General features: G+C 71.0%; 20 protein-coding genes and 1 pseudogene. 5 read left to right on the plus strand and 16 right to left on the minus strand.

Annotated elements, in window-relative coordinates:
• From DEJ04_RS15350 to rplU, 8 genes and pseudogenes are all read right to left on the minus strand, one after another.
• A pseudogene (locus DEJ04_RS15350) lies at window positions 1-213 on the minus strand (hypothetical protein); the annotation flags it as partial.
• Window positions 210-809: a nicotinate-nucleotide adenylyltransferase gene (nadD, locus tag DEJ04_RS15355; protein WP_027464719.1), complete on the minus strand. Its 600-nt coding sequence runs from the start codon at window positions 807-809 to the stop codon at window positions 210-212. The pseudogene DEJ04_RS15350 and the gene nadD, both read right to left, overlap by 4 nt.
• Window positions 810-820: 11 nt before the next feature.
• Entirely contained in the window at window positions 821-1021 is a 201-nt protein-coding gene (locus tag DEJ04_RS15360; protein WP_035807661.1) for a hypothetical protein, read from the minus strand.
• 40 nt (window positions 1022-1061) lie between these two features.
• Window positions 1062-2327: a glutamate-5-semialdehyde dehydrogenase gene (locus DEJ04_RS15365; protein ID WP_071405563.1), complete on the minus strand. Its 1266-nt coding sequence runs from the start codon at window positions 2325-2327 to the stop codon at window positions 1062-1064.
• Window positions 2328-2750: 423 nt separating this feature from the next.
• Window positions 2751-3569: a glutamate 5-kinase gene (proB, locus tag DEJ04_RS15370; protein WP_217499638.1), complete on the minus strand. Its 819-nt coding sequence runs from the start codon at window positions 3567-3569 to the stop codon at window positions 2751-2753.
• A gap of 7 nt (window positions 3570-3576) precedes the next feature.
• Window positions 3577-5154: a GTPase ObgE gene (gene obgE, locus DEJ04_RS15375; protein WP_110864846.1), complete on the minus strand. Its 1578-nt coding sequence runs from the start codon at window positions 5152-5154 to the stop codon at window positions 3577-3579.
• Between the two features lie 104 nt (window positions 5155-5258).
• Window positions 5259-5510, minus strand: a complete 252-nt coding sequence (rpmA, locus tag DEJ04_RS15380) for a 50S ribosomal protein L27 (RefSeq protein WP_017885976.1) — start codon at window positions 5508-5510, stop codon at window positions 5259-5261.
• Window positions 5511-5522: 12 nt separating this feature from the next.
• Window positions 5523-5831, minus strand: coding sequence for a 50S ribosomal protein L21 (gene rplU / locus DEJ04_RS15385; protein WP_027464715.1), 309 nt, complete (start codon window positions 5829-5831; stop codon window positions 5523-5525).
• A gap of 179 nt (window positions 5832-6010) precedes the next feature.
• On the opposite strand from rplU, the gene DEJ04_RS15390 reads away from it, so the two are divergent.
• Window positions 6011-6283 (plus strand): DUF4031 domain-containing protein, encoded by a 273-nt coding sequence (locus DEJ04_RS15390; RefSeq protein WP_071405560.1) that lies wholly within the window; start codon window positions 6011-6013, stop codon window positions 6281-6283.
• Window positions 6284-6378: 95 nt separating this feature from the next.
• On the opposite strand, the gene DEJ04_RS15395 is transcribed toward DEJ04_RS15390, so the two are convergent.
• Together DEJ04_RS15395 and DEJ04_RS15405 are read right to left on the minus strand one after the other, a co-directional pair.
• Window positions 6379-7308, minus strand: coding sequence for a hypothetical protein (locus DEJ04_RS15395; protein ID WP_111047644.1), 930 nt, complete (start codon window positions 7306-7308; stop codon window positions 6379-6381).
• Window position 7309: 1 nt separating this feature from the next.
• A complete protein-coding gene (locus tag DEJ04_RS15405; RefSeq protein WP_181437851.1) occupies window positions 7310-10318 on the minus strand; it encodes an Rne/Rng family ribonuclease in 3009 nt (1002 codons plus the stop codon).
• 347 nt (window positions 10319-10665) lie between these two features.
• Here DEJ04_RS15405 and DEJ04_RS15410 point away from each other — a divergent pair, with 347 nt between their 5' ends.
• Window positions 10666-11268, plus strand: coding sequence for a vitamin K epoxide reductase family protein (locus tag DEJ04_RS15410; RefSeq protein ID WP_239001455.1), 603 nt, complete (start codon window positions 10666-10668; stop codon window positions 11266-11268).
• Between the two features lie 31 nt (window positions 11269-11299).
• Window positions 11300-12163, plus strand: a complete 864-nt coding sequence (locus tag DEJ04_RS15415) for a thioredoxin domain-containing protein (RefSeq protein ID WP_111047646.1) — start codon at window positions 11300-11302, stop codon at window positions 12161-12163.
• A 76-nt stretch (window positions 12164-12239) separates the two neighbouring features.
• On the opposite strand, the gene DEJ04_RS15420 is transcribed toward DEJ04_RS15415, so the two are convergent.
• From DEJ04_RS15420 to ileS, 5 genes are read right to left on the minus strand one after another with little or no spacing between them, the layout of a single operon-like run.
• Window positions 12240-13088: a thioredoxin domain-containing protein gene (locus DEJ04_RS15420; RefSeq protein WP_111047647.1), complete on the minus strand. Its 849-nt coding sequence runs from the start codon at window positions 13086-13088 to the stop codon at window positions 12240-12242.
• A 14-nt stretch (window positions 13089-13102) separates the two neighbouring features.
• Window positions 13103-13522, minus strand: coding sequence for a nucleoside-diphosphate kinase (ndk, locus tag DEJ04_RS15425; protein ID WP_017885984.1), 420 nt, complete (start codon window positions 13520-13522; stop codon window positions 13103-13105).
• A 35-nt stretch (window positions 13523-13557) separates the two neighbouring features.
• Window positions 13558-13974, minus strand: coding sequence for a DUF4233 domain-containing protein (locus DEJ04_RS15430; RefSeq protein ID WP_111047648.1), 417 nt, complete (start codon window positions 13972-13974; stop codon window positions 13558-13560).
• Window positions 13971-15539: a folylpolyglutamate synthase/dihydrofolate synthase family protein gene (locus DEJ04_RS15435; RefSeq protein ID WP_181436848.1), complete on the minus strand. Its 1569-nt coding sequence runs from the start codon at window positions 15537-15539 to the stop codon at window positions 13971-13973. The genes DEJ04_RS15430 and DEJ04_RS15435 overlap by 4 nt, the downstream gene beginning before the upstream one ends.
• Window positions 15536-18793, minus strand: a complete 3258-nt coding sequence (ileS, locus tag DEJ04_RS15440) for an isoleucine--tRNA ligase (RefSeq protein ID WP_111047649.1) — start codon at window positions 18791-18793, stop codon at window positions 15536-15538. Before ileS ends, DEJ04_RS15435 begins: the two co-directional genes overlap by 4 nt.
• A gap of 244 nt (window positions 18794-19037) precedes the next feature.
• On the opposite strand from ileS, the gene DEJ04_RS15445 reads away from it, so the two are divergent.
• Window positions 19038-20060: a cation diffusion facilitator family transporter gene (locus tag DEJ04_RS15445; protein ID WP_111047650.1), complete on the plus strand. Its 1023-nt coding sequence runs from the start codon at window positions 19038-19040 to the stop codon at window positions 20058-20060.
• 342 nt (window positions 20061-20402) lie between these two features.
• Here the strand turns inward: DEJ04_RS15445 and DEJ04_RS15450 are convergent, their stop codons facing one another.
• The gene (locus tag DEJ04_RS15450) at window positions 20403-21002 is read right to left on the minus strand and encodes a TetR family transcriptional regulator (RefSeq protein ID WP_111047651.1); all 600 of its coding nucleotides are present in this window, start codon (window positions 21000-21002) and stop codon (window positions 20403-20405) included.
• 32 nt (window positions 21003-21034) lie between these two features.
• On the opposite strand from DEJ04_RS15450, the gene DEJ04_RS15455 reads away from it, so the two are divergent.
• Entirely contained in the window at window positions 21035-22654 is a 1620-nt protein-coding gene (locus DEJ04_RS15455; protein ID WP_111047652.1) for an ABC transporter substrate-binding protein, read from the plus strand.
• The last annotated feature ends 2 nt before the right edge of the window (window positions 22655-22656 follow it).

Raw genomic sequence — 22656 nt, forward strand, 5'->3', positions numbered from 1 at the left:
GGTCTGCGCCGATGCCGGTGCGGATGACTGGGCGGGGCCACCGGGGGCCGGGGCGACGTGCGACCCGGGGCGACGACGGGACTCGGCGGTCTCGGCGGCTGGTGCGGCGACGGTCGGGGGCGGCGTCGCGGGCTGCGAACCGGCCGCGGCGGCACGCTCCCGCTCGCGCGCCTGGCGCCGCGACAGGGGCGGCTGCGCGTCGGACGAACTCATGCAACGCTCCGATACAGATGGTGCTTGGAGATGTACTGGACGACACCGTCGGGAACCAAGTACCAGACGGGGAACCCCCGTCGAACCCGGTCACGGCAATCCGTCGAGGATATGGCCAGTGCAGGGACTTCGAGCAAGCTTACGTCCCGCTCGGGCAATCCGGTGAGGCTCAAGGCGTGTCCCGGACGCGTCACGGCCACGAAGTGCGCGAGGTCCCAGAGACCATCATGGTCTTTCCAGTCGACGATCTGCTGAACGGCGTCTGCGCCCGAGATGAAGACGAGCTGGGCATCCGGTCGCTGTTCGTGCAGGTCCCGCAGGGTGTCGACGGTGTACGTCGGCCCCGGGCGGTCGATGTCCACACGGCTGACGGTGAACATCGGGTTCGACGCGGTGGCGATCACGGTCATCAGGTACCGGTGCTCGGCGTCGGTGACGTCGGACTTCATGTACGGCTGTCCGGTGGGGACGAAGACGACCTCGTCGAGGTCGAACGCCCGCGCCACCTCGGACGCCGCGACCAGGTGCCCGTGGTGGATGGGGTCGAACGTGCCACCCATCACGCCGATGCGTGGCCGTCCGGTGGTCTCGAGCATCGAGTGGTCGGTCAGATCTTGGTGTGACCGAACTCGTCGACACCCGTCTCGTGGTGGCGGGTGGCCTCGAACTTCTGCGAGTGGCGGTAGGCCACGTCGCGGAAGCTCCAGGTCACGAAGCCGAGGAAGATGAAGAAGAGGGCGCCGACCATCGGGAACACGAACGCGGGCGCCCCGGAGGCGTGCTCAGCAGCTTCTGCGAGGAGGGTCATCGTTCGTGCTCCGTTCGGTCGGGGAAAGACGCCGTTCAGTCTAGCCGCGGATCTGCCCGGACCCGCGCACGATCCACTTCGTGCTCGTGAGCTCCGGCAGGCCCATCGGGCCGCGCGCGTGCAGCTTCTGCGTCGAGATGCCGACCTCGGCCCCGAAACCGAACTCGCCGCCGTCGGTGAACCGGGTGGAGGCGTTCACCATCACGACCGCCGAGTCGACGGTCGCCAGGAACCGTTCGGCGGTGTCGACGTCGTTCGTGACGATCGACTCCGTGTGGTGCGTCGACCACCGGGCGATGTGCGCCATCGCCGCGTCGACGTCGGGCACGACACGGATCGACAGGTCGAGGTCCATCGACTCGGTCGCCCAGTCGTCGTCGGTGGCGCGGAGCACCCCGGGCACGATCGCCCGCGTGGCGTCGTCGCCGCGCAGCGTCACACCGGACGCCCGCAGCCGGTCGGCCAGCAGCGGCAGGAGCCGTTCGGCCGCGGCCTCGTGCACCAGGAGGGTCTCGAGGGCATTGCACACGCTCGGCCGCTGCACCTTGCTGTTCAGGACGATGTCGACCGCACGCTGCTCGGGCGCGGACGCGTCGAGGAACACGTGCACGACGCCCGCACCGGTCTCGATGACGGGCACCTGCGACTCGGTGACGACGGTCTGGATGAGCGCGGCGCTCCCCCGTGGGATCAGCACGTCGACCAGGCCCCGTGCCCGCATGAGCTCGGTGGCACCGGCGCGGCCGAACTCGTCGATGGTCTGCACCAGGTCGCGGGGCAGCCCGACCGACTCGACCGCGTCCTGGATCCGGGCGACGAGCACGGCGTTCGTGTGCTGGGCCGCCGACCCGCCGCGGAGCACGACGGCGTTGCCCGACTTGAGCGCGAGTGAGGCGATGTCGACGGTGACGTTCGGGCGTGCCTCGTAGATGGCCCCGACGACACCGAACGGCACGCGCACCTGGGTGAGCTGGAGTCCGTTCGGCAGCTGCGACCCGCGCACGTGCTCGCCCACGGGGTCGGTCAGCCCGACGACGTGCTCGACCGCGGCGGCGAGGGCCTCGATCCGGACGGGGTCGAGTCGCAACCGGTCGAGCAGCCCGGACGAGAGCCCGCCGTCCTCGCCGGCGACGAGGTCGTCGTGGTTCGCGGCGACGATCTCGTCGGTCGCGGCACGCACCGCCGAGGCGATCGCGCCGAGGGCCGCGTCCTTGACGGCGGTCGTCGCGGTCGCGAGCGCCGACGAGGCGGCCCGTGCCGCCACGAGCTTGTCGGTGAGGGTCGGGGCGGGCGCGATCGACGACATGGACCGATTGTAGGTCCGCTCCTCGGTTCGTGACGGGCGTTGCTGACGCTCGCCGTGCCTCCAGGCTCGGTCCGCCGCTCCAGCGGGCACGACACGTCGTCACCCGCCTGCCGAGCGGTCACCGATCGTCGCTCCGCGCCGCCTATACCGACGGTTCCCGACCGTTCGACGGCGTCCCGACGGGGAGTCGTGACCGCCTGGAGGCCCGGCACCGGTCCCCGGGACCGGCGCCGGGCCTCCAGGCGGTCGCGCCCACCCCGTCAATCGGTCACGACACGTCGTCCTGCGCCACGCGAGCGGTCACAGACCGTCGCTCCGCGACGCCCACACCGACGGTCTCCGACCAGTCGACGCCGTCCCGACGGCGAGTCGTGACCGCTCGCTGCCACCGGCGCGACGCGGCGCGGCGCACTGCCGACTGCGTCAGGGACGCGGCGCGGCGTGGAACCAGGTACCGAGGTGTTCCCCGGCCAGCGCGCGGTCGACCAGCGCCGTGTCGGTCACGAGCACCGCGGTGCCCGCCTCGGCCGCGAGCCGCGCGGCGGCGACCTTGGTCCCCGCTCCCCCGGTGCCGACACCGGCGGTGCCGATCGAGCCGAAGGTGACCCCGGCGAGCTCGTCGCCGAACGGCACCTCGTCGATGCGGGTCGCGCCGGGCTGCTCCGGGGGTGCCGTGTAGAGCGCCTCGACGTCGGAGAGCAGCACGAGGGCATCCGCGCCGAGCAGCCGGGCCACCAGGGCCGCGAGCCGGTCGTTGTCGCCGAAGCGGATCTCGTGCGTGGCGACGGTGTCGTTCTCGTTCACGATCGGGAGCACGCGCAGGGCGAGCAAGCGGTCGATGGCGCGCTGGGCGTTCACCCGGTGCGTGGGGTTCTGCAGGTCACCGGCGGTGAGCAGGATCTGCGCCGCGACGACACCGTGCCGGTCGAGCTCCTTCTGGTACCGGAACATCAGGACGTTCTGCCCGGTGGCCGCCGCCGCCTGCTGCGTGGCGAGGTCGTCCGGCCGGCCCTCGAGCCCGAGGAACGGGAACCCGGTCGCGATCGCACCGGACGACACGAGCACGACCTCGGTCCCCCGGCCGTAGGCGGCAGCCAGCGCGTCCACCAGGGGGCCGATCTGGCCGGCGGCGTCACCGCTGACCGAGGACGAGCCGACCTTGACGACGATCCGCCGCGCACGCGGGATGTCCTCGCGCCGTGTGACGGGTCCGAGGTCGGTGCGGGCGGTCGTGTCGGTCATGCCGCGGTCAGTCCTTCTGGTCGCTGGTCTCGACCTGGTCGGCGTCGAACTGGTCGCCGGTGCCGAGCTGGTCGCTGGTCACCACGTCGTCGTCCACCCAGAGTCCGGAGACGCGCTCCTGCTCGAGCTCGGCACGGGCGGCCGCCTTGGCGTCCATCCGCTCGAAGTACTCCTCGCGCCGCTCGTTGCGGGTCGGACGCGACGTCGCACCGATGCGCGCGTCGGTGCCACGGGCGCTCGTGATGAGCTCCGCGGTCGACGTGAGCGTGGGCTCCCAGTCGAACACCATGCCGCCGTCGCCACCGATGACGACGGTGGAGCCGGCGACGGCTCCGGCCTTGAACAGGCCGTCCTCGACGCCGAGCTTGGCGAGCCGGTCGGCCAGGTAGCCGATCGCCTCTTCGTTGGTGAAGTCGGTCTGCTGGACCCAGCGCTCCGGCTTGGCGCCGCGGACGCGGTAGAAGCGGTGCTCCTCGCCGCCCTCGGCGCGCACGGTGAACGGCTTCTCGTTGACCGAGCGGGGGCGGAGCACGATGCGCTCCGGGACCGGCTCGGCCGCACGGGCGGCGCGGGCCTGCTCGACGATGTCGGCCAGGGCGAACGTCAGCTCGCGGAGCCCCTTGCGGGACGCCGTGGAGATCGGGAAGACGCGGTAGCCGCGGCCCTCGAGCTCGGCGGTGACGAACTCGGCGAGTTCCTGCGCCTCGGGCACGTCGATCTTGTTCAGGGCGATGAGCTGCGGGCGCTCGAGCAGCGGCACCTGGCCCTCGGGGACCGGGTAGCGCTCGAGCTCGCCGAGGATGACGTCGAGGTCGCTGATCGGGTCGCGGCCCGGGTCGAGCGTGGCGCAGTCGATGACGTGGAGCAGCGCTTCGCACCGCTCGACGTGGCGCAGGAACTCGAGCCCCAGGCCCTTGCCCTCCGACGCGCCCTCGATCAGACCGGGGACGTCTGCGACGGTGAAGCGGGTGTCACCGGACTCGACGACACCGAGGTTCGGCGTGAGGGTCGTGAACGGGTAGTCCGCGATCTTCGGCTTGGCGGCGGAGACGGCCGCGATCAGCGAGGACTTGCCGGCGCTCGGGAACCCGACCAGGGCCACGTCGGCGATGGTCTTCAGCTCGAGGCTGATGTCCCCCGCCCAGCCCTCGGTGCCGAGCAGCGCGAAGCCGGGAGCCTTGCGCTTCGTGGTGGAGAGTGCCGCGTTGCCGAGGCCGCCCTGTCCACCGGGGGCCACGACGACGCGCATGCCGGGCTCGGTGAGGTCGGCGATGACCTCGCCGGACTCGTCGTACACCACGGTGCCGACGGGCATCGGGAGCTCGAGGACCTCGCCGCTGACACCGCTGCGGTGGTCGCCCATGCCGGGCTGCCCGTTCTTCGACGACCGGTGCGGGGATCGGTGGTAGCCGAGCAGCGTCGTCACCTGCGGGTCGGCCACGAGCACGATGTCGCCGCCGTCACCGCCGTTGCCGCCGTCGGGCCCGGCGAGGGGCTTGAACTTCTCACGGCGGACCGACACGCAGCCGTTGCCGCCGTGCCCCGCGCTGAGGTGCAGGGTCACGCGGTCGACGAAGGTCGCCATGGGTCCACTCCAGGTGTTTCGTTGTGCCGACGGGATCGTCGGCGGGAAAAGCGAAGGAGGGGCGGGCACTCGGCCCGCCCCTCCAGCTGCAGTCGTTCGAACGACTACGCGTTGACGATGTTGATGACCTTGCGGCCACCCTTGGTGCCGAACTCGACCGAACCGGACGAGAGGGCGAACAGCGTGTCGTCGCCACCGCGGCCGACGTTGGCGCCCGGGTGGAAGTGCGTGCCGCGCTGGCGGACGATGATCTCGCCGGCGTTGACGACCTCGCCACCGAAGCGCTTCACGCCGAGGCGCTGTGCGTTCGAGTCACGACCGTTGCGAGTGGAACTCGCACCCTTCTTGTGTGCCATGAGTTGACTCCCTTACGCGATCTTGGTGATCTTGACGCGGGTCAGCTCAGCGCGGAAACCCTGGCGCTTCTTGTACCCGGTCTTGTTCTTGAACTTCTGGATGATGACCTTGGGACCACGGAGGTCGTCGAGCACCTCGGCGGTGACGGTCACGTTCGCGAGCTCGGAAGCCGCCGACGTGATCTTGTCACCGTCCACGAGGAGCACGGGGGCGAGGTCGATGTTGCCCTTGTCGTCCGCCTTGGCACGGTCGATGGTCAGGATGGTGCCGACCTCGACCTTCTCCTGACGGCCGCCGGCGCGCACTACTGCGTAAACCACGTGGAAATCCTTACGTAACTCTGCTTGAGGGAAGTCTCGGGTGCCCACTTCTGCACGAGCGGCTCCCGGAAGGCCGGGCCCGATCGGCGACGCAGGCAGAACGGCCCGCTGACACCAGGGACCGAGAATACTCGATCACCCTGGGTCCGGTCAAACGGCGACACCCGTACGATTGCACGGTGACCGTGTTGATCGACCCACCGACGTGGCCCGCCCACGACACACTGTGGTCGCACCTCGTCAGTGATGAATCCTACGCGGAACTCCACGCGTTCGCTGCGCGGGCCGGTGTGCCGCGCCGCGCGTTCGACCACGACCACTACGACGTCCCGCTCTCGCGGTACGACGAACTGGTGGCCGCTGGCGCCTCGGCCGTGACCGGTCGCGAGCTCGTGCTGCGGTTGATCCGCAGTGGGCTGCGCGTGGCGCAGCGGGACAAGCGCGGTCTCTGACCGCCCGTCCGGACGCCCGGGAGGCGCGGCGCTGGCCTGCCCCGCCCGGCGCCGCACACGGTGCGCCGCCGGCTCGCAGGGCCGCGCGAACGGGCTCAGCGGGGCGCTGGACCGCCCCAGGGGTTCGCCGGGGGCTGCTGCTGGTCTGGGCGTGGCCCGGCGCCGTACTGGCCGCCGTACTGGCCGTGGGGGTCGGGCTGCACGCGCCCCTGCCCGTACGGTGCCGGCGGCTGCTGCTGTGGCTGCTGTGGTGCCTGCGGCTGGATCGTCGAGGGCGGGACCGCGTCGGCGGGTCGGACGGTGCCCGGCATCCCCGGAGTCGTCGACGAGCCACGTCCGCGGCGCGGCCGACCGAGCCAGAGCCAGGCCGCCGTGGCGGTCGCCAGGAGCATCACGGTGAACGGCAGACCGTTCTGCAGCGGCCGCGTGAGCACGTCGATGACGAGCTGGGAGCCGCCGGCGGTGGCCGCTCCGAACGAGCCGGTGAACACCCCGACGAGCATCAGGGCCACCGTGCCCGCGGCGCCGGCGAGGACCACGCGGAGCAGGAGTCTCGGCAGCGGGCTGCGGCGGTCGATCGGCGTCAGGAACGCCAGGGCCAGGAACGCGCCGACGTAGTACGGGAACGGAGCCACGAAGACCCCGGTCGTGAAGCTGCCGAGCAGGCTCGTGCCGGCGCCGTAGTGCCGGAACGGACTGACCACGAGCGAGGTGCCGAGCAGCCCGAAGAGCCCGGACACGAACTCGACGAGCACCAGGGCCACCACGGCGATGAGCGCACCGGCCGTGTTCGTCACCGAGGCACCGGGCGCGAAGGCCCGGCGGGGATCGGCCGGGGCACGGGGCGGCCGCGGCGGAGCGTACGGCGCGCCGGCACCGGGCTGACGCCCGTACTGCGGCACACCGCCCTGCTGCGGCGGCACCGGGCCGCCGGGCTGCTGGGCACCCGGGCCGGGCGGTGCGGGCTGGGACCAGCCCGCACCGTAGTACCCACGCTGCTGCTGCGGGTCGCCCGGGTTCGTCACGTCAGTTCCCCAGGATCACTGCGCCGTCGGAGCCGTCGGCGTCGTCGGTCGACTCCTCCGTCGGCGTGGCGGGAGCGCTGATGCTCGGCGACGAGACCCGGCGGGAGCGCGAGCGCCCCTGTCCGGGCTGCTTCGGCTCCGGGAGCGCCTGGAGCACCGAGTCGAGCAGGGACTCGGCATCCGGGGCGACCGCGCGGGGCTCGCGCTTGGGCGCCGCGGCGATCGGGATGTCCAGGATCGCCACGGTGTTGTCGGTCGGCGTCACGGTGGCGCTCGAGCTCACGCGACGACGGGCCGGGGCCTTCGCCTTCGGTGCGGCTGCGGGCTCGGTGACCGCCGGAGCAGCGACCTTCGGCGCGCGAGCCTCGGACTCGACGATCACGGCGGGCTCAGCGGTGACCGACGACCCCGGCGCGTCCGACTGCTCGGCAGCGGGTGCCTGCGGCGCATCGGTGGCCCGAGCATCGGCAGCGGCCTGCTGGTCGCCGCTCTGCTGGTCTCCGCTCTGCTGCTCTGCCCCGCGGCCGCCACGGCCACGGCGACGACGCTTCGAACCGGTCGACTGCTCGCCACCCGTGCTGTCCGGGCCGGTCGACGCGTCGGCCGACGACGGTGCCGTGGCCTCCGTCGCGGTCACGGCAGCCGCTGCGGCCTCCTGCTCGTCGTGCGACAGGGTCGATGCGGCGATCCGCGACAGCGCGTTCTTCACGTCGTCGGTGATCTGGTGCGCCTGGCCGGAGGCACCGTTCGACTGCCCCGAGGAACCGGAGTTCCCCTTGCCGCCGTTGCCGTTGCCGTTGTCGGATCGGCCGTTCTCGTTGCCGTTCCCGCCGCGGCCCTTGCGACGGCCCTTGCTCGGGCCCGGGTCGGCGTTGTTGTCGTTGATCTTCGCGTTGACCTCGTCAAGGGACTCGCGCAGGCCGACACCGATCTTCTTGCGGGTCATCTGCACGAGGCCGAGCGAGGTGATCTCGGCGACCTGGTGCTTCGTGCGGTCGCGGCTCAGGCACTCGACCAGGCGGCGGAGCACGAGGTCGCGGTTCTCCTCGAGCACCATGTCGATGAAGTCGACGACGATGATGCCGCCGATGTCGCGCAGGCGGAGCTGGCGGACGAGCTCCTCGGCGGCCTCGAGGTTGTTCTTCGTGACCGTCTCCTCGAGGTTGCCCCCGGAGCCGACGAACTTGCCGGTGTTGACGTCGACGACCGTCATGGCCTCGGTGCGGTCGATGACGAGCGAACCACCGGAGGGCAGCCAGACCTTGCGGTCGAGCGCCTTGTCGATCTGCTCGTTGAGGCGGAACTCCTCGAAGGAGTCGGGGCCCTCGTACCGGACGACGCGGTCCTTGAGGTCCGGGGCGACGGCCGACAGGTACTCGTCGATGGTGCCGCCGGCGGCCTCGCCGTCGATGATCAGCTTCGTGAAGTCCTCGTTGAAGACGTCACGCACGATCTTGATGAGCAGGTCGGGCTCGGAGTGCAGCATCACCGGGGCGTGGCCACCGGCGACCTTCTTCTGGATGGCCTCCCACTGGCTGGTCAGGCGCTGCACGTCGCGGGTGAGCTGCTCCTCGGTCGCGCCCTCGGCAGCGGTGCGCACGATGACGCCCGCGTGCTCCGGCAGGACCTCCTTCAGGATCTTCTTCAGTCGGGCACGCTCGGTGTCCGGCAGCTTGCGCGAGATCCCGTTCATCGAGCCGTTCGGCACGTAGACCAGGTAGCGACCCGGCAGCGAGATCTGGCTGGTGAGGCGGGCACCCTTGTGGCCGACCGGGTCCTTCGTGACCTGCACGAGGACCTTGTCACCCGGCTTGAGTGCTGCTTCGATGCGGCGACCGTGGTTGCCGGTCTCGACGGAGTTCCAGTCGACCTCACCGGCGTAGAGCACGGCGTTCCGGCCACGACCGATGTCGACGAACGCCGCCTCCATCGAGGGCAGGACGTTCTGCACCTTGCCGAGGTAGACGTTGCCGATGAGCGACACGTTCTCGGACTTGGTGATGTAGTGCTCGGCGAGGATGCCGTCCTCGAGCACGCCGATCTCGATCGTCGACGAGCTGGAGCGGACGATCATCTGGCGGTCGACGCTCTCGCGGCGGGCGAGGAACTCGTCCTCGCTGACCACCTGGCGGCGGCGTCCGGCATCGCGGCCGTCACGACGGCGCTGCTTCTTCGCCTCGAGCCGGGTCGAGCCCTTGATGCGCTGCGGCTCGGTGATGAGCTCCGGCTCGCGGCGGCGCGGCTCCTGGTGGTCGCGCGGCTCGCGGGCCTCGCGGTCGGCGCTCGAACCACGGCGACGCGAGCGACGGCGCGAGCCGCCCTGGTCGTCGCGGTCGTCACGGTCGCGATCGCGGTCGCGGTCGAACCGATCCTCGCGGTCGTAGCGGTCGTCCTCGTCGCGGTCGTGGTCGCGGTCGCGGTCGCGGTCACGATCGCGCTCGAACCGGGGCGCGCGCTGCGGCAGCTCCGGCAGCACCGGCGCGTGGAAGATCAGGCTGAGCGTGCTCGTGGCCTTCGGCACGAACGGCTCGTCGGCGGGTACGGCGTCGTCGCTCGCCTCGGCCGTCGGTGCGGCGTCGGTCGGACGGGAGGCGCGGTCCGCGTCCGCGCCGTCGGTCGCGGTGGCCGACCGGTCGCCCGTCACGACCGGCAGGTCGCCGGTCAGCGTGCTCACGTCGTGCGGCTCGGCACCGCTGTCGGCGACGGCCTCGACCGCGACGGAGACCGCCCCGGTGTCGGTCGGCTCGACGGGCGACGCCGGCGATGCCGGGGAGTCGGGCGAGTCCGGCGAATCGGGAGACTCCGGCGAACCGGCCGACGCGACGCTGGCCGCGGGACGGGCGTCAGCGCCGCCCGTCAGCGCGAGGGTCTCGTCGGCGTGGGGTGCCTGCTCGGCGCCCCCACGGGCCTCCTGGCCGGACGACCGGGCGCGGCGACCGCCGAACAGGCGGCTCCGGCGCTTCGGCGCGTTCTCGTCGTTGGTCGTGTTGTCGTTGTTCTGCTCCACCATGGACTGGTGCACTCCTCGGCCCCACTCGCACCCTTTCGGGTGGCGGGAATTCTGTGTCGTGGCGGGCGGCGTCGACGCCCCCGCGCTCGCTGTCTCGTGATCGGTCCGCGTCAACTTCTCGTTGCGTCCGCGCCCGTTCCGGTCCGGGCACCCGGCCCGTTCCGGCTCGGCATCGGAGTGACGCTGCCCGACCACAGTGCGCTCTCACCGCACCGGATCGTCCGGGTTCGGCCCGGTGGGGCGTCACTCGGAAAGCTCTCTTCGGTGTGCGGTTGGCCGCACGACCTCCAGGCATTATCGCATGCCGCACCCGGAAAGCACCGGAACCCGCATGCGATGATGACCGCGTGACCGCGTCTGCACCTGCCCCCCGTCGTCCGATCGCGATGGCGGTCTTCCTGCTCGTCACCGGGATCGTCGGCCTCTTCGGCTCGTTCCGGCTCGTCCTCGACGAGTTCACGAAGTACGAGAACCCGAAGGCCGTCCTGAGCTGTGACGTGAACCCGTTCATCAACTGCTCCGACGTGATGGCCAGCTGGCAGGGGCACCTGTTCGGGTTCCCGAACCCGCTGCTCGGCGTCATGGGGTTCGTCGCCCCGATCGCGGTCGCCGTGCTGCTGCTCGCCGGGTTCCGGAACGGTTCGCGCTGGTTCTGGATCGTCTTCAACGCCGGGGTCTTCCTGGCATGGGTGTTCGTGACCTGGCTGTTCACGCAGACCGTGTTCGTCATCGGCGCGCTGTGCCCGTGGTGCATGCTCGTCTGGTCGATGACGATCCCGATGTTCTGGGTGTTCACGATCTGGAACGCCGCCCAGGGTCGCTTCGGCGCCGGGGCACAGCGTGTCGGGCGGTCGCTCCTGCCCTTCAGCTGGGCGTTCGCGCTGGCGAACTACCTGGTCATCATCGTCACGATCATCATCAAGTTCCCCGCGGTCCTCACCAGCTTCTGAGCCGTCCCCGCTGCCCCTACGCTCGGGATCGATGAGCGAGATCGAGAGCAGCAGGCCGCGCCGGGACGCCGCACGGGAACGTGCGCGAGCGGCACGGGCGGCGGAGCAGTCGCGCCGTCGTCGCCTCCGCACACTCGGCATCAGCGGGATCATCGTCGGGGGCCTCGCGGTGGTCGCGGTGGTCGTCCTGGTCATCGCGAACTCCGTGCAGCCCGCCGGACCGGGTCCGCGGAACACGGCGAGCGACGGCGTCCTGCTCACCGGGGTGCACGGCAGGATCGTGCCCGTCGAGACGCGAGCGGTGCCCGACGGCGGGACCCCGACGCCGACCGCGCAGGACGGCTCGAAGACCGCGATCACGATCTACGCGGACTACATGTGCCCGTACTGCAACCAGTTCGAGACGGCCCAGATGCCCCGGATCCGACAGTGGGTGGAGGACGGCACCGCCACCCTCGAGCTGCATCCGCTCGGGCTGCTCGACCGCGTGTCGCTCGGATCGCGGTACTCGACCCGCTCCGCTGCGGCTGCCGCGTGCGTCGCGGACCACGACCCGGACGCGTTCCTGGCCTTCAACAGCTCGCTCTACGACCACCAGCCCTCGGAGAGCACGCGCGGACTCACGAACGACGAGCTGGCGTCCCTCGCGCACGAAGCCGGGGCGACGGACCCGGCCGTGGCACCGTGCATCACCCGGCAGGACTTCGCCGGGTGGGTCGCCGACGCCACGAACCGGGCGATGAACGACCCGGTGCCGAACTCGTCCCTCGACGGGATCACGAGCACGCCGACGATCATCGTCGACGGCGAGCAGTACAACGCGGACGGTGCGGCATCCCTCGCCGACGTCGACGCGTTCGCGGCCTTCGTCCGGCAGCACGGCAGGGCGTCCTAGCCTCCCCCGCCCCCCACTCACGACGAACGGCCCCGCTCCCGGAAGGGAGCGAGGGCCGTCGGTCGTTCGGGGAGTGCTACTTCGCCGCGGCGTCGATCGCGGTGATGACGGTGCTCAGGTCGTCCAGGCGCTTGCCGTCGACGACGATCGTCGGCGTGCCGAAGCCCTGCGTGCCCGCGAGCGCCTCGTTCGTGGTGACGGCCTGCGTCGACTTCGTCACCCAGCCCTTGAACTGCTCGGACGACAGGCACTGGGACAGGTCCGAACCGGTCGCGCCGCCCGCCTTGACGAGCTTCGCGATCTCGGAGTTGGTCAGGCCCTTGGTGCCCTCGGCCGGCTGGTTCTCGAAGAACTGCGTCTGCACGTCGAGGAACTTGTCCGGCGCGTAGTTCGCCACGCACATGGCGGCGTTCGCGGCGCGGCTGGCGTAGCGGGAGCCCGCGTAGCTGCGGTCGAGGATCGACACCGGCTGGATCGCCAGGGTCGCGTCGCCCGACTTCACCTTGTCGAGGATCTGGTCGGAGTAGGCCGCCTCGAACTGCTTGCAGACCGGGCAGGCCCAGTCGACGTACTCGGTGACCGTCACGGCACCGTCGCTGTTCGCCGTCGGGACCGGCGAGGCCGAGCCCGTCGCGGAGACGGCCGGCGTGGTCACCGGGGTGACCTTGCCGTCCTGGCCGGTGAACTGGATCGCGCCGGTGGCCATGTTCTTCGGCCCGGCTGCGGACACCACGGGCGCGTTGTTCACGTTCACCACGACGATCGCGATGATCGCGGCGATCGCCACGATGCCCAGGCCGATGCCGCCCTGCAGGAACCACTTGTTGCGGCGCTTGCGGCGCTTCTCGGCGTCGGCGCGCTGGCGTGCGACCTCTCGGGCATGCTGACGCCGCTCGTTCTTGGTGGGTCGGTCGCTGTTCGTCACGTCGTCCCCGTCGCTCAGGCGAACCAGAGCGCGAGCTCGCGCGCGGCCGACTCGGGGCTGTCCGAACCGTGGACCAGGTTCTGCTGCACCTTGAGGCCCCAGTCGCGGCCCAGGTCACCACGGATGGTGCCGGGCGCGGCCGAGGTCGGGTCGGTGGTGCCGGCGAGCGAGCGGAAGCCCGCGATCGCACCGTTGCCGGCGACGCGCACGGCGACGACCGGACCGGACTGCATGAACTCGACGAGCGGCTCGAAGAACGGCTTGCCCTGGTGCTCCTCGTAGTGCGCGTCGAGCAGGTCACGCGGCGCGGTGAGCATCTTCAGGTCGACGAGCTCGTAGCCCTTCGCCTCGATCCGGCGGAGGATCTCACCGGTCAGCTGGCGGGCGACGCCGTCGGGCTTGACGAGGACGAGGGTCTCTTCGAAGTCGGACACGCAGTACTCCCTGTGTTCGGGGTCGAATGTGGTGGTCAGTCCTCGCCCATGGCCGCTCGGCGCGCGGCGTTCTGACGGTCCAGTTGACCGCCCTTGACGAAGCAGAAGACCCACAGCGCCAGGAACACCACGGCGACCGCGAACATGAACGGTTCGATGAACCCGGTGGCGAGGATGGCCGCCTGCAGCAGCCACCCGAACCATACACCGGCCCGGTTGCCCATCAGACGTGAGGCAGCTGCGAGGACGATGATCGCCCCGATGCCCCCGCCGAAGGCCGCTGCGGGCGGCAGCGTGCCCTTGCCGAAGACGACGAGCATGGGGAAGAAGAACATGATCGCCTCGAGCACGAGCGTGATCGAGAGCAGGCTCTCCTGCGCCCCGCGTTCGCGGCGCGGCTTCCGGGTGCGCGGTGCGCGGCCCGGCCGGGAGGCCCGTGGTGCGTCCGTCACTTCGCCTCGCCTTCGCGGTGCACGAGGTCCATGACCGCGCCCACCATCACGATGGAGCCCGCGACGAGCACGAGGGCGTCCTCGGCGTCGGCCTCGTCGGCCAGGCTGCGCGCTTCCTGCAGTGCGGACGCCAGGGACGGCTCGACGACGACGCGGTCCTCACCGACCTCGTCGACGACGACCCGGGCGAACTCGTCCGCGTCGAGCGCACGCTCCCCCGGCGGCTGCGTCACGACGAACGTGGCGACGGTGTCCTTGAGCGCGCGGACGAACCCGCGGGCGTCCTTGTCGCCGAGGATCCCGACGACGCCGACGACGTGCTCGGACGGGAACGCGACCGGCAGCGCCTCGGCCAGGGCCTTCGCACCGTGCGGGTTGTGCGCGGCGTCGACGACGACGGTCGGGTCGGTCGCGATGGGCTGCAGGCGACCGGGGCTGGTCGTGCCGGCGATGCCCTCGGACAGGACGTCCTCGTCGAGGGCCTGGGCCCCGCGACCGAGGAACGACTCGACCGCCGCGATGGCCACGGCGGCGTTCTCGGCCTGGTGCCGGCCGAACAGCGGGAGGAACAGGTCGTCGTAGCGGCCGGCGATGCCCTGCACGGTGATGAGCTGTCCACCCACGGCCGGGGTGACGTCGACGACGCTGAATCCCTGCGAGCTCGGCCTGCCCGCCGCTTCGCGACGGTCAGGTACCGGCTCGAAGGGGCCCACCGTACCTTCGACGGCCAGGGTGGACTCGGTGAGCTCGGCGGCGCGCTCGAGTTCGGCGAGGGCCTCGGGGACCTGCCGGCTCGACACCACGGCGGACGACGGCTTGATGATGCCCGACTTGGTGCGGGCGATCTCGGCCACCGTGGCACCGAGCTGCTTCGCGTGGTCGATGGCGATCGGCGTGAACACCGACACCTGGCTCTGCACGACGTTGGTGGAGTCCCACTCGCCGCCCATGCCGACCTCGATCACGGCGACGTCCACCGGGGCCTCGGCGAAGCACGCCAGGGCGAGCACGGTGAGCGCCTCGAAGAAGGTCAGCGGGAGTTCGCCCTTGTCGGCGAGCTCGCGGTCGGTGATCTCGAGCACCGGGGCGATGTCGTCCCAGTTCTCGACGAACCGGTCCGCCGCGATCGGCTGGCCGTCGACCACGATGCGCTCCCGGATCGACACCAGGTGCGGGCTCGTCATCAGGCCGGTCCGCAGACCGTGCGCCCGGACGATGCTCTCGATGGTGCGCGCGGTCGACGTCTTGCCGTTCGTGCCCGTCACGTGGATCACCGGGTACGCCAGGTGCGGGTCGCCGAGCAGCTCGACGGCGCGGCGCGTGGCGGTCAGTCGGCGCTCGGGGGCCTGTTCGCCGATGCGGGCGTACAGGGCGGCCTCGACGCGGCGGACCTCGTCGTCGTCGCCGCCGTAGGGCACGGCGTCGGCCGGAGCGTCGCCGGAGGGGCCGACCGGGATCCGGATGCCGTCCGCGTCGCGCCCGTCAACACCGTGACCGTCGAGCTCGTCGTGTCCGACGAACTCCTCGTTCGCCTCGTGGTCGTCGTACTGGTCGTGGTCACTCATGCGCGTGCTACCTCCACGGATACCTTCGCACCGTCACCGACGTCGGTGGTGGTGTCGTCCGCCCCGAGGGGCACGATCTCGACGCTCGTCGCCAGGGTCTCCCCGGCGATGAGCTCCTGGTGCGCGCGGACCGCGCCGTCGGCCGTGCCGTCCACCCGGAGGGTCAGGGCGATGCGGTCGCTGACGTCGAGGTCGGCGTCGCGGCGGGCCTGCTGGACAGCGCGGACGACGTCACGGGCCAGCCCCTCGGCCTCGAGCTCGGGCGTGGTCACGGTGTCGAGCACGACGAAGCCGCCCTCGTCGAGGAACGCCACGGCCACCGAGGCGTCGGCCACGGTGAGGTCGAGCGAGTACTCGCCCTCGATCAGGTCGACGCCACCGACGGTCACGCCGGAGTCGGTCGCGGTCCAGTCGCCCTTCTTGGCGGCCGGGATCACCTGCTGCACCTGCTTGCCGATGCGGGGGCCGGCGACGCGGGCGTTCACGGTGAGCTTCCGCTCGATGCCGTACTGCGCCAGCGATTCCTCGGCCTGGGCCTCGAGCACCACGCGCTTGACGTTGAGCTCGTCGCGCAGGATGTCGGCGAACGGTTCGACCGCGGCCGGGTCCGGCACCACCAGGGTCAGCGTGGCCAGGGGCAGGCGAACGCGCTTGCCGGTGGCCTTGCGGAGCGCCAGTCCCTTCGAGGCGACGTCGCGCACGCGGTCCATCGCGTCGACGAGGGCGTCGTCGGCGGGGAACTCGTCGGGGTCCGGGAAGTCCGTCAGGTGGACGCTGCGTCCGCCGGTCAGGCCCTTCCAGATCTCCTCGGTGACGAGCGGCGCGAGCGGGGCGGCGACCCGGGTCAGGGTCTCGAGCACGGTGTACAGCGTGTCGAACGCCGCACGGGTCTCGACACCGGCGTCCGCGTCGGCCCCGGTCCAGAACTTGTCGCGCGAGCGGCGGACGTACCAGTTCGTGAGCACGTCGGCGAAGTCGCGGACGGCCTGGGCCGCGAGCGGGGTGTCGAGCGCGTCGAGGTGTGTCCGGACGTCGGTGACGAGGACCCGGGTCTTCGCGAGCAGGTACCGGTCGAGCACGTCGGTCGAGTCGGTCCGGCGCTGGGCCCGGTACCCGTCGGGGCCCGAGGCGTTCGCGTACAGGGTGAAGAAGTAGTACGTCGACCACAGCGGCAGCATGAACTCGCGGACGCCCTGGCGGATGCCCTCCTCGGTGACGACGAGGTTGCCGCCGCGGATCACCGACGAGGACATCAGGAACCAGCGCATGGCGTCGGCGCCGTCACGGTCGAAGACCTCGGAGACGTCCGGGTAGTTCCGGAGCGACTTCGACATCTTCTGGCCGTCCGAGCCGAGGACGATGCCGTGGCTGATGACGTTCTGGAACGCCGGCCGGTCGAACAGCGCGGTGGAGAGCACGTGCATGACGTAGAACCAGCCGCGCGTCTGCCCGATGTACTCGACGATGAAGTCGGCCGGGCTGTGCGACTCGAACCACGCAGCGTTCTCGAACGGGTAGTGCACCTGGGCGTACGGCATCGAGCCGGAGTCGAACCACACGTCGAACACGTCGGTGATCCGGCGCATCGTCGAGTTGCCCGTCGGGTCGTCGGGGTTCGGCCGCGTCAGGTCGTCGATGAACGGCCGGTGCAGGTCGACTTCGCCCTCGGCGTTCACCGGCAGGCGACCGAAGTCGCGCTCGATGTCGGCGAGCGAGCCGTACACGTCGGTGCGCGGGTACTCGGGGTCGTCGGACTGCCACACCGGGATCGGCGTGCCGAAGTAACGGTTGCGCGAGACCGACCAGTCGATGGCGTTGCCCACCCACTTGCCGAACTGGCCGTCCTTGACGTTGTCCGGCACCCAGTTGATGTCCTGGTTGAGCTGGCCCATGCGGTCACGGAGCTCGGTGACGCGGACGAACCACGACGAGACGGCCTTGTAGATGAGGGGCTTCCGGCACCGCCAGCAGTGCGGGTAGCTGTGCTCGTAGGACGCCTGGCGGAGCAGTCGCCCGGCGTCGCGGACCGCCTTGGTCAGTGGCTTGTTCGCGTCCGACCAGAGCATGCCGGCGACCTCGCCGAACTGCGACGTGAAGACGCCGCCCTCGTCGAGGGACAGCACGACGGGGATGCCGGCGGCGGCGCAGACCTCCTGGTCGTCGGCACCGTAGGCCGGGGCCTGGTGCACGATGCCGGTGCCCTCACCGGTCTCGACGTACTCGGCGACCAGTACTCGCCAAGCGTTCTCGTACCCTTCCTGGTCGGCTAGGAAGTCGAACAGACGCTCGTACTCGACGCCGTCGAGCTCGGTGCCCGTCAGCGTGCGCGCGACGGCGGCGAGCGCCTCGTCACCCGAGGCGTAGCCGAGCTCCTTCGCGTGCGCGGCCACGGTGTCGGACGCGAGCAGGTAGGAGACGGAACCGGCGTCGGCACCGTCAGCCGCGCCTCCAGGCCCTGCCGGGACGACCGCGTACGCGATCTCCGGACCGACCGCCAGGGCGGCGTTCGTCGGGAGGGTCCAGGGGGTCGTCGTCCAGGCGAGCGCCCGCACACCGGTCAGGTCGAGCGCGGAAGCGCGGTCGCCGTGCAGCGGGAACGAGACGGTGACGGACTGGTCCTGGCGCATCTTGTAGACGTCGTCGTCCATGCGCAGCTCGTGGTTGGACAGCGGCGTCTGGTCGTTCCAGCAGTACGGCAGGACCCGGAAGCCCTCGTAGGCGAGGCCCTTGTCCCAGAGCTGCTTCCACGCCCAGAGCACGCTCTCCATGAAGGTGACGTCGAGGGTCTTGTAGTCGTCCTCGAAGTCGACCCAGCGCGCCTGGCGGGTGACGTACTCCTGCCACTCGTCGGTGTACTGCAGCACGGACTTCTTGGCGGCGGCGTTGAAGACGTCGATGCCCATGGCGTCGATCTCGTGCTTCTCGGTGATGCCGAGCTGCCGCATCGCCTCGAGCTCGGCGGGCAGGCCGTGGGTGTCCCAGCCGAAGCGGCGGTGCACCTGCTTGCCGCGCATGGTCTGGTAGCGCGGGAAGACGTCCTTGGCGTAGCCGGTCAGCAGGTGCCCGTAGTGCGGCAGGCCGTTGGCGAAGGGCGGGCCGTCGTAGAAGGTCCACTCCGGGCAGCCCTGTCGCGCGTCGATGGACGCCTGGAACGTGTCGTCGCGCTTCCAGAAGGCGAGGATGCCCCGCTCGACGGCGGGGAAGCTCGGCGAGGGGACGACGCCATCGGCATCGGCGTTCAACGGGTACGGCACCGGGACTCCTTGTGGGTTCGCTCGATCTCCACGAGGACGGAAACAGGTTCCGCGGTACCACCTCGTTTGCCGCCCAACGTGCGCTGTGCGACCACTCTGTGTCGGGGGTGGTGACGGTCCCGAACCCGCCCGGTTCTACTGACGGAGCCGCTGGTGCGCTCCGCGTTCTTCCGGAAGCTCCCCGGTGATGGCCGGATCGACGCTCTTGGAAGACGACTTTACCGGACGGGAGCATGCTTGAGTGATGCCCGCAGAAGAACGCCCAGAGTCACTCGTCACCGTCCTGATCGCGTTCGGGGCGAACCTGCTCGTCGCGATCGCGAAGACGGTCGCCTCGCTCGTCTCGGGTTCGGCCTCGATGGTGGCCGAGGCGGCGCACTCCTGGGCCGACACCGGCAACGAGGTGTTCCTGCTCGTCGCGGAACGACGGGGCGGCAAGAAGCGGGACACCGCGCACCCGCTCGGGTACGGACGCGAGACGTACATCTGGTCGATGTTCGCCGCGTTCGGCCTGTTCACGGCCGGTGCGATCGTCTCGATCTACCACGGCATCTCGGAGTTCGGGGACACCGGGCCGGCCGAGGACGTCGTGCTCAACTACGTCGTGCTCGGGGTCGCGTTCCTGCTCGAGGGTACGAGCTTCCTGCAGGCGTACCGGCAGGCGCACGGTGCAGCGACCAAGCGCAAGGTCCCGGTGCTGCGGCACGTACTGCAGTCGTCGAACCCGACGCTCCGTGCGGTGTTCGCCGAGGACGCGGCGGCGCTGATCGGCCTGGTCGTGGCGTTCCTCGGGGTGTTCCTGCACCAGGTCACCGGGCTGGCGGTCTTCGACGCGCTCGGCTCCATCGCGATCGGTGTGCTGCTCGGGGTCGTCGCGATCGTCCTGATCGACCGCAACCGCCGGTTCCTGCTCGGTCAGAGCACGTCGCCCGAGCTCGAGAACGCGGTGCTCGTCGAGCTGCTGGGCCGGTCGCAGGTGGAGCGGGTCACCTACCTGCACCTGGAGTTCGTGGGGCCGTCGCGGGTGTACCTCGTCGCGGCCGTCGACCTGACGGGCAACGAGACCGAGGAGCACGTGGCGGTGCGGTTGCGCGACGTGGAGCAGTCGCTCGAGGACAGCCCGTACATCGAGGAGGCCGTCCTCACCCTGAGCTACCCGGGCGACGAGTCCCTGGTGCCGACCGACGGCGACGTGCCCGAGGTCGTGCGGGACGGCACGGCTTCGGACGTGGCGTCCGGTGGCGCGGGGACCCTGCGCACGGAGTGAGCGACTGGGCGCGCGGGTGGGTGTCGGGCTGGTGTCGCAGGACGCCGGCGTGTCCGTCCGACGCCGCCATGTGCTCGAGACGCCGCAGGATTCAACGGCGTCTCGCCGTCGAGGCGGCGTCAGGTGAAGACGCCGGCGTGTTCCGCGGGCGACCGAACGTCGGACGGGGGGCGCGGTGCCAGGCCGCCACGGGCCTCCCGTCCGCCGCCCGTCACGTCCACCGCCCCGCGCGCGGCCCGTGGGACGCCGGCGTGTCAGCAAGACGCCGCCACGTGCTCGAGACGCCGCAGGATCCAACGGCGTCTCGCCGTCGAGGCGGCGTCGCGCGAAGACGCCGGCGCGTCAGCGGGCGTCGAGGCCCGCGACCACCGGGGTGAGTGCCGCCGCGACGTACTCGACGAGCGCACGGCGGCCGACCCCGTCGGTGACCCACACCCCGAACGCCGCGGCGGCGGCACCGAGCATCGCGCCGGACACCGTCTGCGGCCAGAGTGAGCGCTGCTGCTCCCCCGTGCGGCCGGCGACGAAGGCGGCGACGGCCTCGTGCTGCGCCGTCACCCGGACCGCGACGCCCGCCACCAGCTCGGGCCCGATGCCCATCACCTCGGCCTGCGCGACGGCCCACGGCACGCGCTCGGGGTCGTGGGCACGGGCTGCCGCGAGCAGCGCCTGTTCGACGGCCCGGACGACGCTCGGCTCGGTCGACGCGGCGAGGTACCCGGGCAGCCCGGCGACGGCGGCGTCGAGTTCGAGCCACATCACGTCGGCCTTCGCCGGGAAGTAGTTGAAGAACGTCGCACGGCTGACCCCGGCGCGGGCGGCGATCTGGTCGACCGTGGTGCGTCCGTACCCCTGCTCGAGGAAGAGCTCGGCGGCGGCGTCCGCGAGCACCTCGGCGCTCGAGCGTCGGGGTCGGCCACCGCGGCGGATCGGTTCGTCCATGGGCCCCAGTAAACCGCTAGACTCGTTCAGCCATGATCTTGGACTCAGTACAGAAAACCCTCACCGCCGTCGCGGGCGCCTCGGCGGTCCTGCTCGTCCTGGCTGCCTGCAGCGGACCGGGCACGAGCACCGGGAGCAGCACCCCGGTCGCGGGCGGCACGCTCACCTACGCCTCCGGCGACGCCGAACCGACCTGCCTCGACCCGCACGTCGGCGGCAACTACCCGCAGGCACTCCTGGCGACGCAGTACATCGAGGAGCTCGTCGGGCTCGAGGACGGCAAGCCCACGCCCGAGCTCGCGACGAAGTGGAGCACGAGCGACGACGGGAAGACCCTGACGTTCACCCTGCTTGACGACGTCTCCTTCACCGACGGCACCCCGTTCGACGCCGCCGCGGTCGTGGCGAACATCGAGCACGTGCAGGACCCGGCCACCGCCTCGAGCACCGGGTACTTGGCGCTGCAGTCCATCACGAAGGCGACCGCCACCGACGAGCACACCGTCACGCTGACGCTGAGCCGACCGGACAGCGCGCTGCTCGAGTCCTTCTCGCAGCCCTGGGTGGGCATGGAGTCCCCGAAGGCGCTCGAACGGAAGCAGGCGACGAACTGCGAGTCCCCCGTCGGCACCGGCCCCTTCGAGGTCACCGGTTGGAAGCACGGCGACCGCGTCACCCTGACGAAGAACACCGACTACTGGGGTGCGACGAAGCCGCGTCTGTCCGGCATCACGTGGCGGTTCCTGCCGGACTCGACCTCGCGCTACGCCGCACTGCAGTCCGGTCAGGTCGACGTGATTGACAACGCCCAGCCCGACCAGCTCAAGGCCGCGTCGGCGAAGGGCGCCATCCGCGACCTCGACGCCCCACGCCCCGGCGCCTCGAACCGGCTCGAGCTGAACTCCGGGCACGGGGTGTTCCGCGACGAAGCGGTGCGCCAGGCCTTCATCGCCGGTGCCGAGATCGACCCCGGCCTGCAGTCGCTGTTCCTCGGCACTGCGAAGCGCTCGTACTCGGTGCTCTCGAGCGCTGAGCCGCTCGCGTACTCCGAGAAGAGCCGGTTCAACTACTCCCCCACCAAGGCCAAGCAGCTCCTCGACGACGCCGGGTGGAAGGTCGGGTCCGACGGCATCCGCGAGAAGGACGGCCAGCAGCTCACCGTGACGTTCCCCGTCTCGACGAACCAGTCGGTGCCGGCCGAGCGCAGCCTGTTCCAGCAGATCCAGGCGTCCGAGAAGGCCGTCGGGTTCAAGGTCGTCCTCGACGAACTCGACCTGTCGAGCTGGTACGCCGCCCTCGCCGCGAACGAGTACGACGTCGTCAGCGCCCCGTACACGAAGGTCGGCCCCGACGTCCTGCGCATCCTGTACGACAGCGCGAGCATCGAACCGGCACCGTCGGGCTACTTCGCGAACCTGGCCCAGCTCGACGACCCCGCCGTCGACCGGCTGCTCGAGCAGGCCGCCCGCACCTCGGACGCCGACGAGCGCGCCGACCTGTACGAGCAGGCGCAGAAGGCGATCCTGGCGAGCGACACCGTGCTCCCCCTGTACGACCAGCAGAACCACTTCCTGGTGCGCTCGTCCGTGCACGGCATCCGGACCACCCCGGTCTCGACGCCGTGGTTCGGCACCGCCTGGATCGACCGCTGACA

It is taken from the genome of Curtobacterium sp. MCLR17_044, from assembly GCF_003234435.1.
Taxonomy (GTDB): Bacteria; Actinomycetota; Actinomycetes; order Actinomycetales; family Microbacteriaceae; genus Curtobacterium; species Curtobacterium flaccumfaciens.

Coding starts and splice junctions, on each gene's coding strand:
- DEJ04_RS15360 (WP_035807661.1), bottom strand. CDS start 1,021: ATGACCCTCCTCGCAGAAGCTGCTGAGCACGCCTCCGGGGCGCCCGCG.
- DEJ04_RS15435 (WP_181436848.1), bottom strand. CDS start 15,539: ATGAGTGACCACGACCAGTACGACGACCACGAGGCGAACGAGGAGTTC.
- DEJ04_RS15365 (WP_071405563.1), bottom strand. CDS start 2,327: ATGTCGTCGATCGCGCCCGCCCCGACCCTCACCGACAAGCTCGTGGCG.
- DEJ04_RS15445 (WP_111047650.1), top strand. CDS start 19,038: ATGCCCGCAGAAGAACGCCCAGAGTCACTCGTCACCGTCCTGATCGCG.
- DEJ04_RS15415 (WP_111047646.1), top strand. CDS start 11,300: ATGAGCGAGATCGAGAGCAGCAGGCCGCGCCGGGACGCCGCACGGGAA.
- DEJ04_RS15405 (WP_181437851.1), bottom strand. CDS start 10,318: ATGGTGGAGCAGAACAACGACAACACGACCAACGACGAGAACGCGCCG.
- obgE (WP_110864846.1), bottom strand. CDS start 5,154: ATGGCGACCTTCGTCGACCGCGTGACCCTGCACCTCAGCGCGGGGCAC.
- nadD (WP_027464719.1), bottom strand. CDS start 809: ATGCTCGAGACCACCGGACGGCCACGCATCGGCGTGATGGGTGGCACG.
- DEJ04_RS15450 (WP_111047651.1), bottom strand. CDS start 21,002: ATGGACGAACCGATCCGCCGCGGTGGCCGACCCCGACGCTCGAGCGCC.
- rpmA (WP_017885976.1), bottom strand. CDS start 5,510: ATGGCACACAAGAAGGGTGCGAGTTCCACTCGCAACGGTCGTGACTCG.
- proB (WP_217499638.1), bottom strand. CDS start 3,569: ATGACCGACACGACCGCCCGCACCGACCTCGGACCCGTCACACGGCGC.
- DEJ04_RS15455 (WP_111047652.1), top strand. CDS start 21,035: ATGATCTTGGACTCAGTACAGAAAACCCTCACCGCCGTCGCGGGCGCC.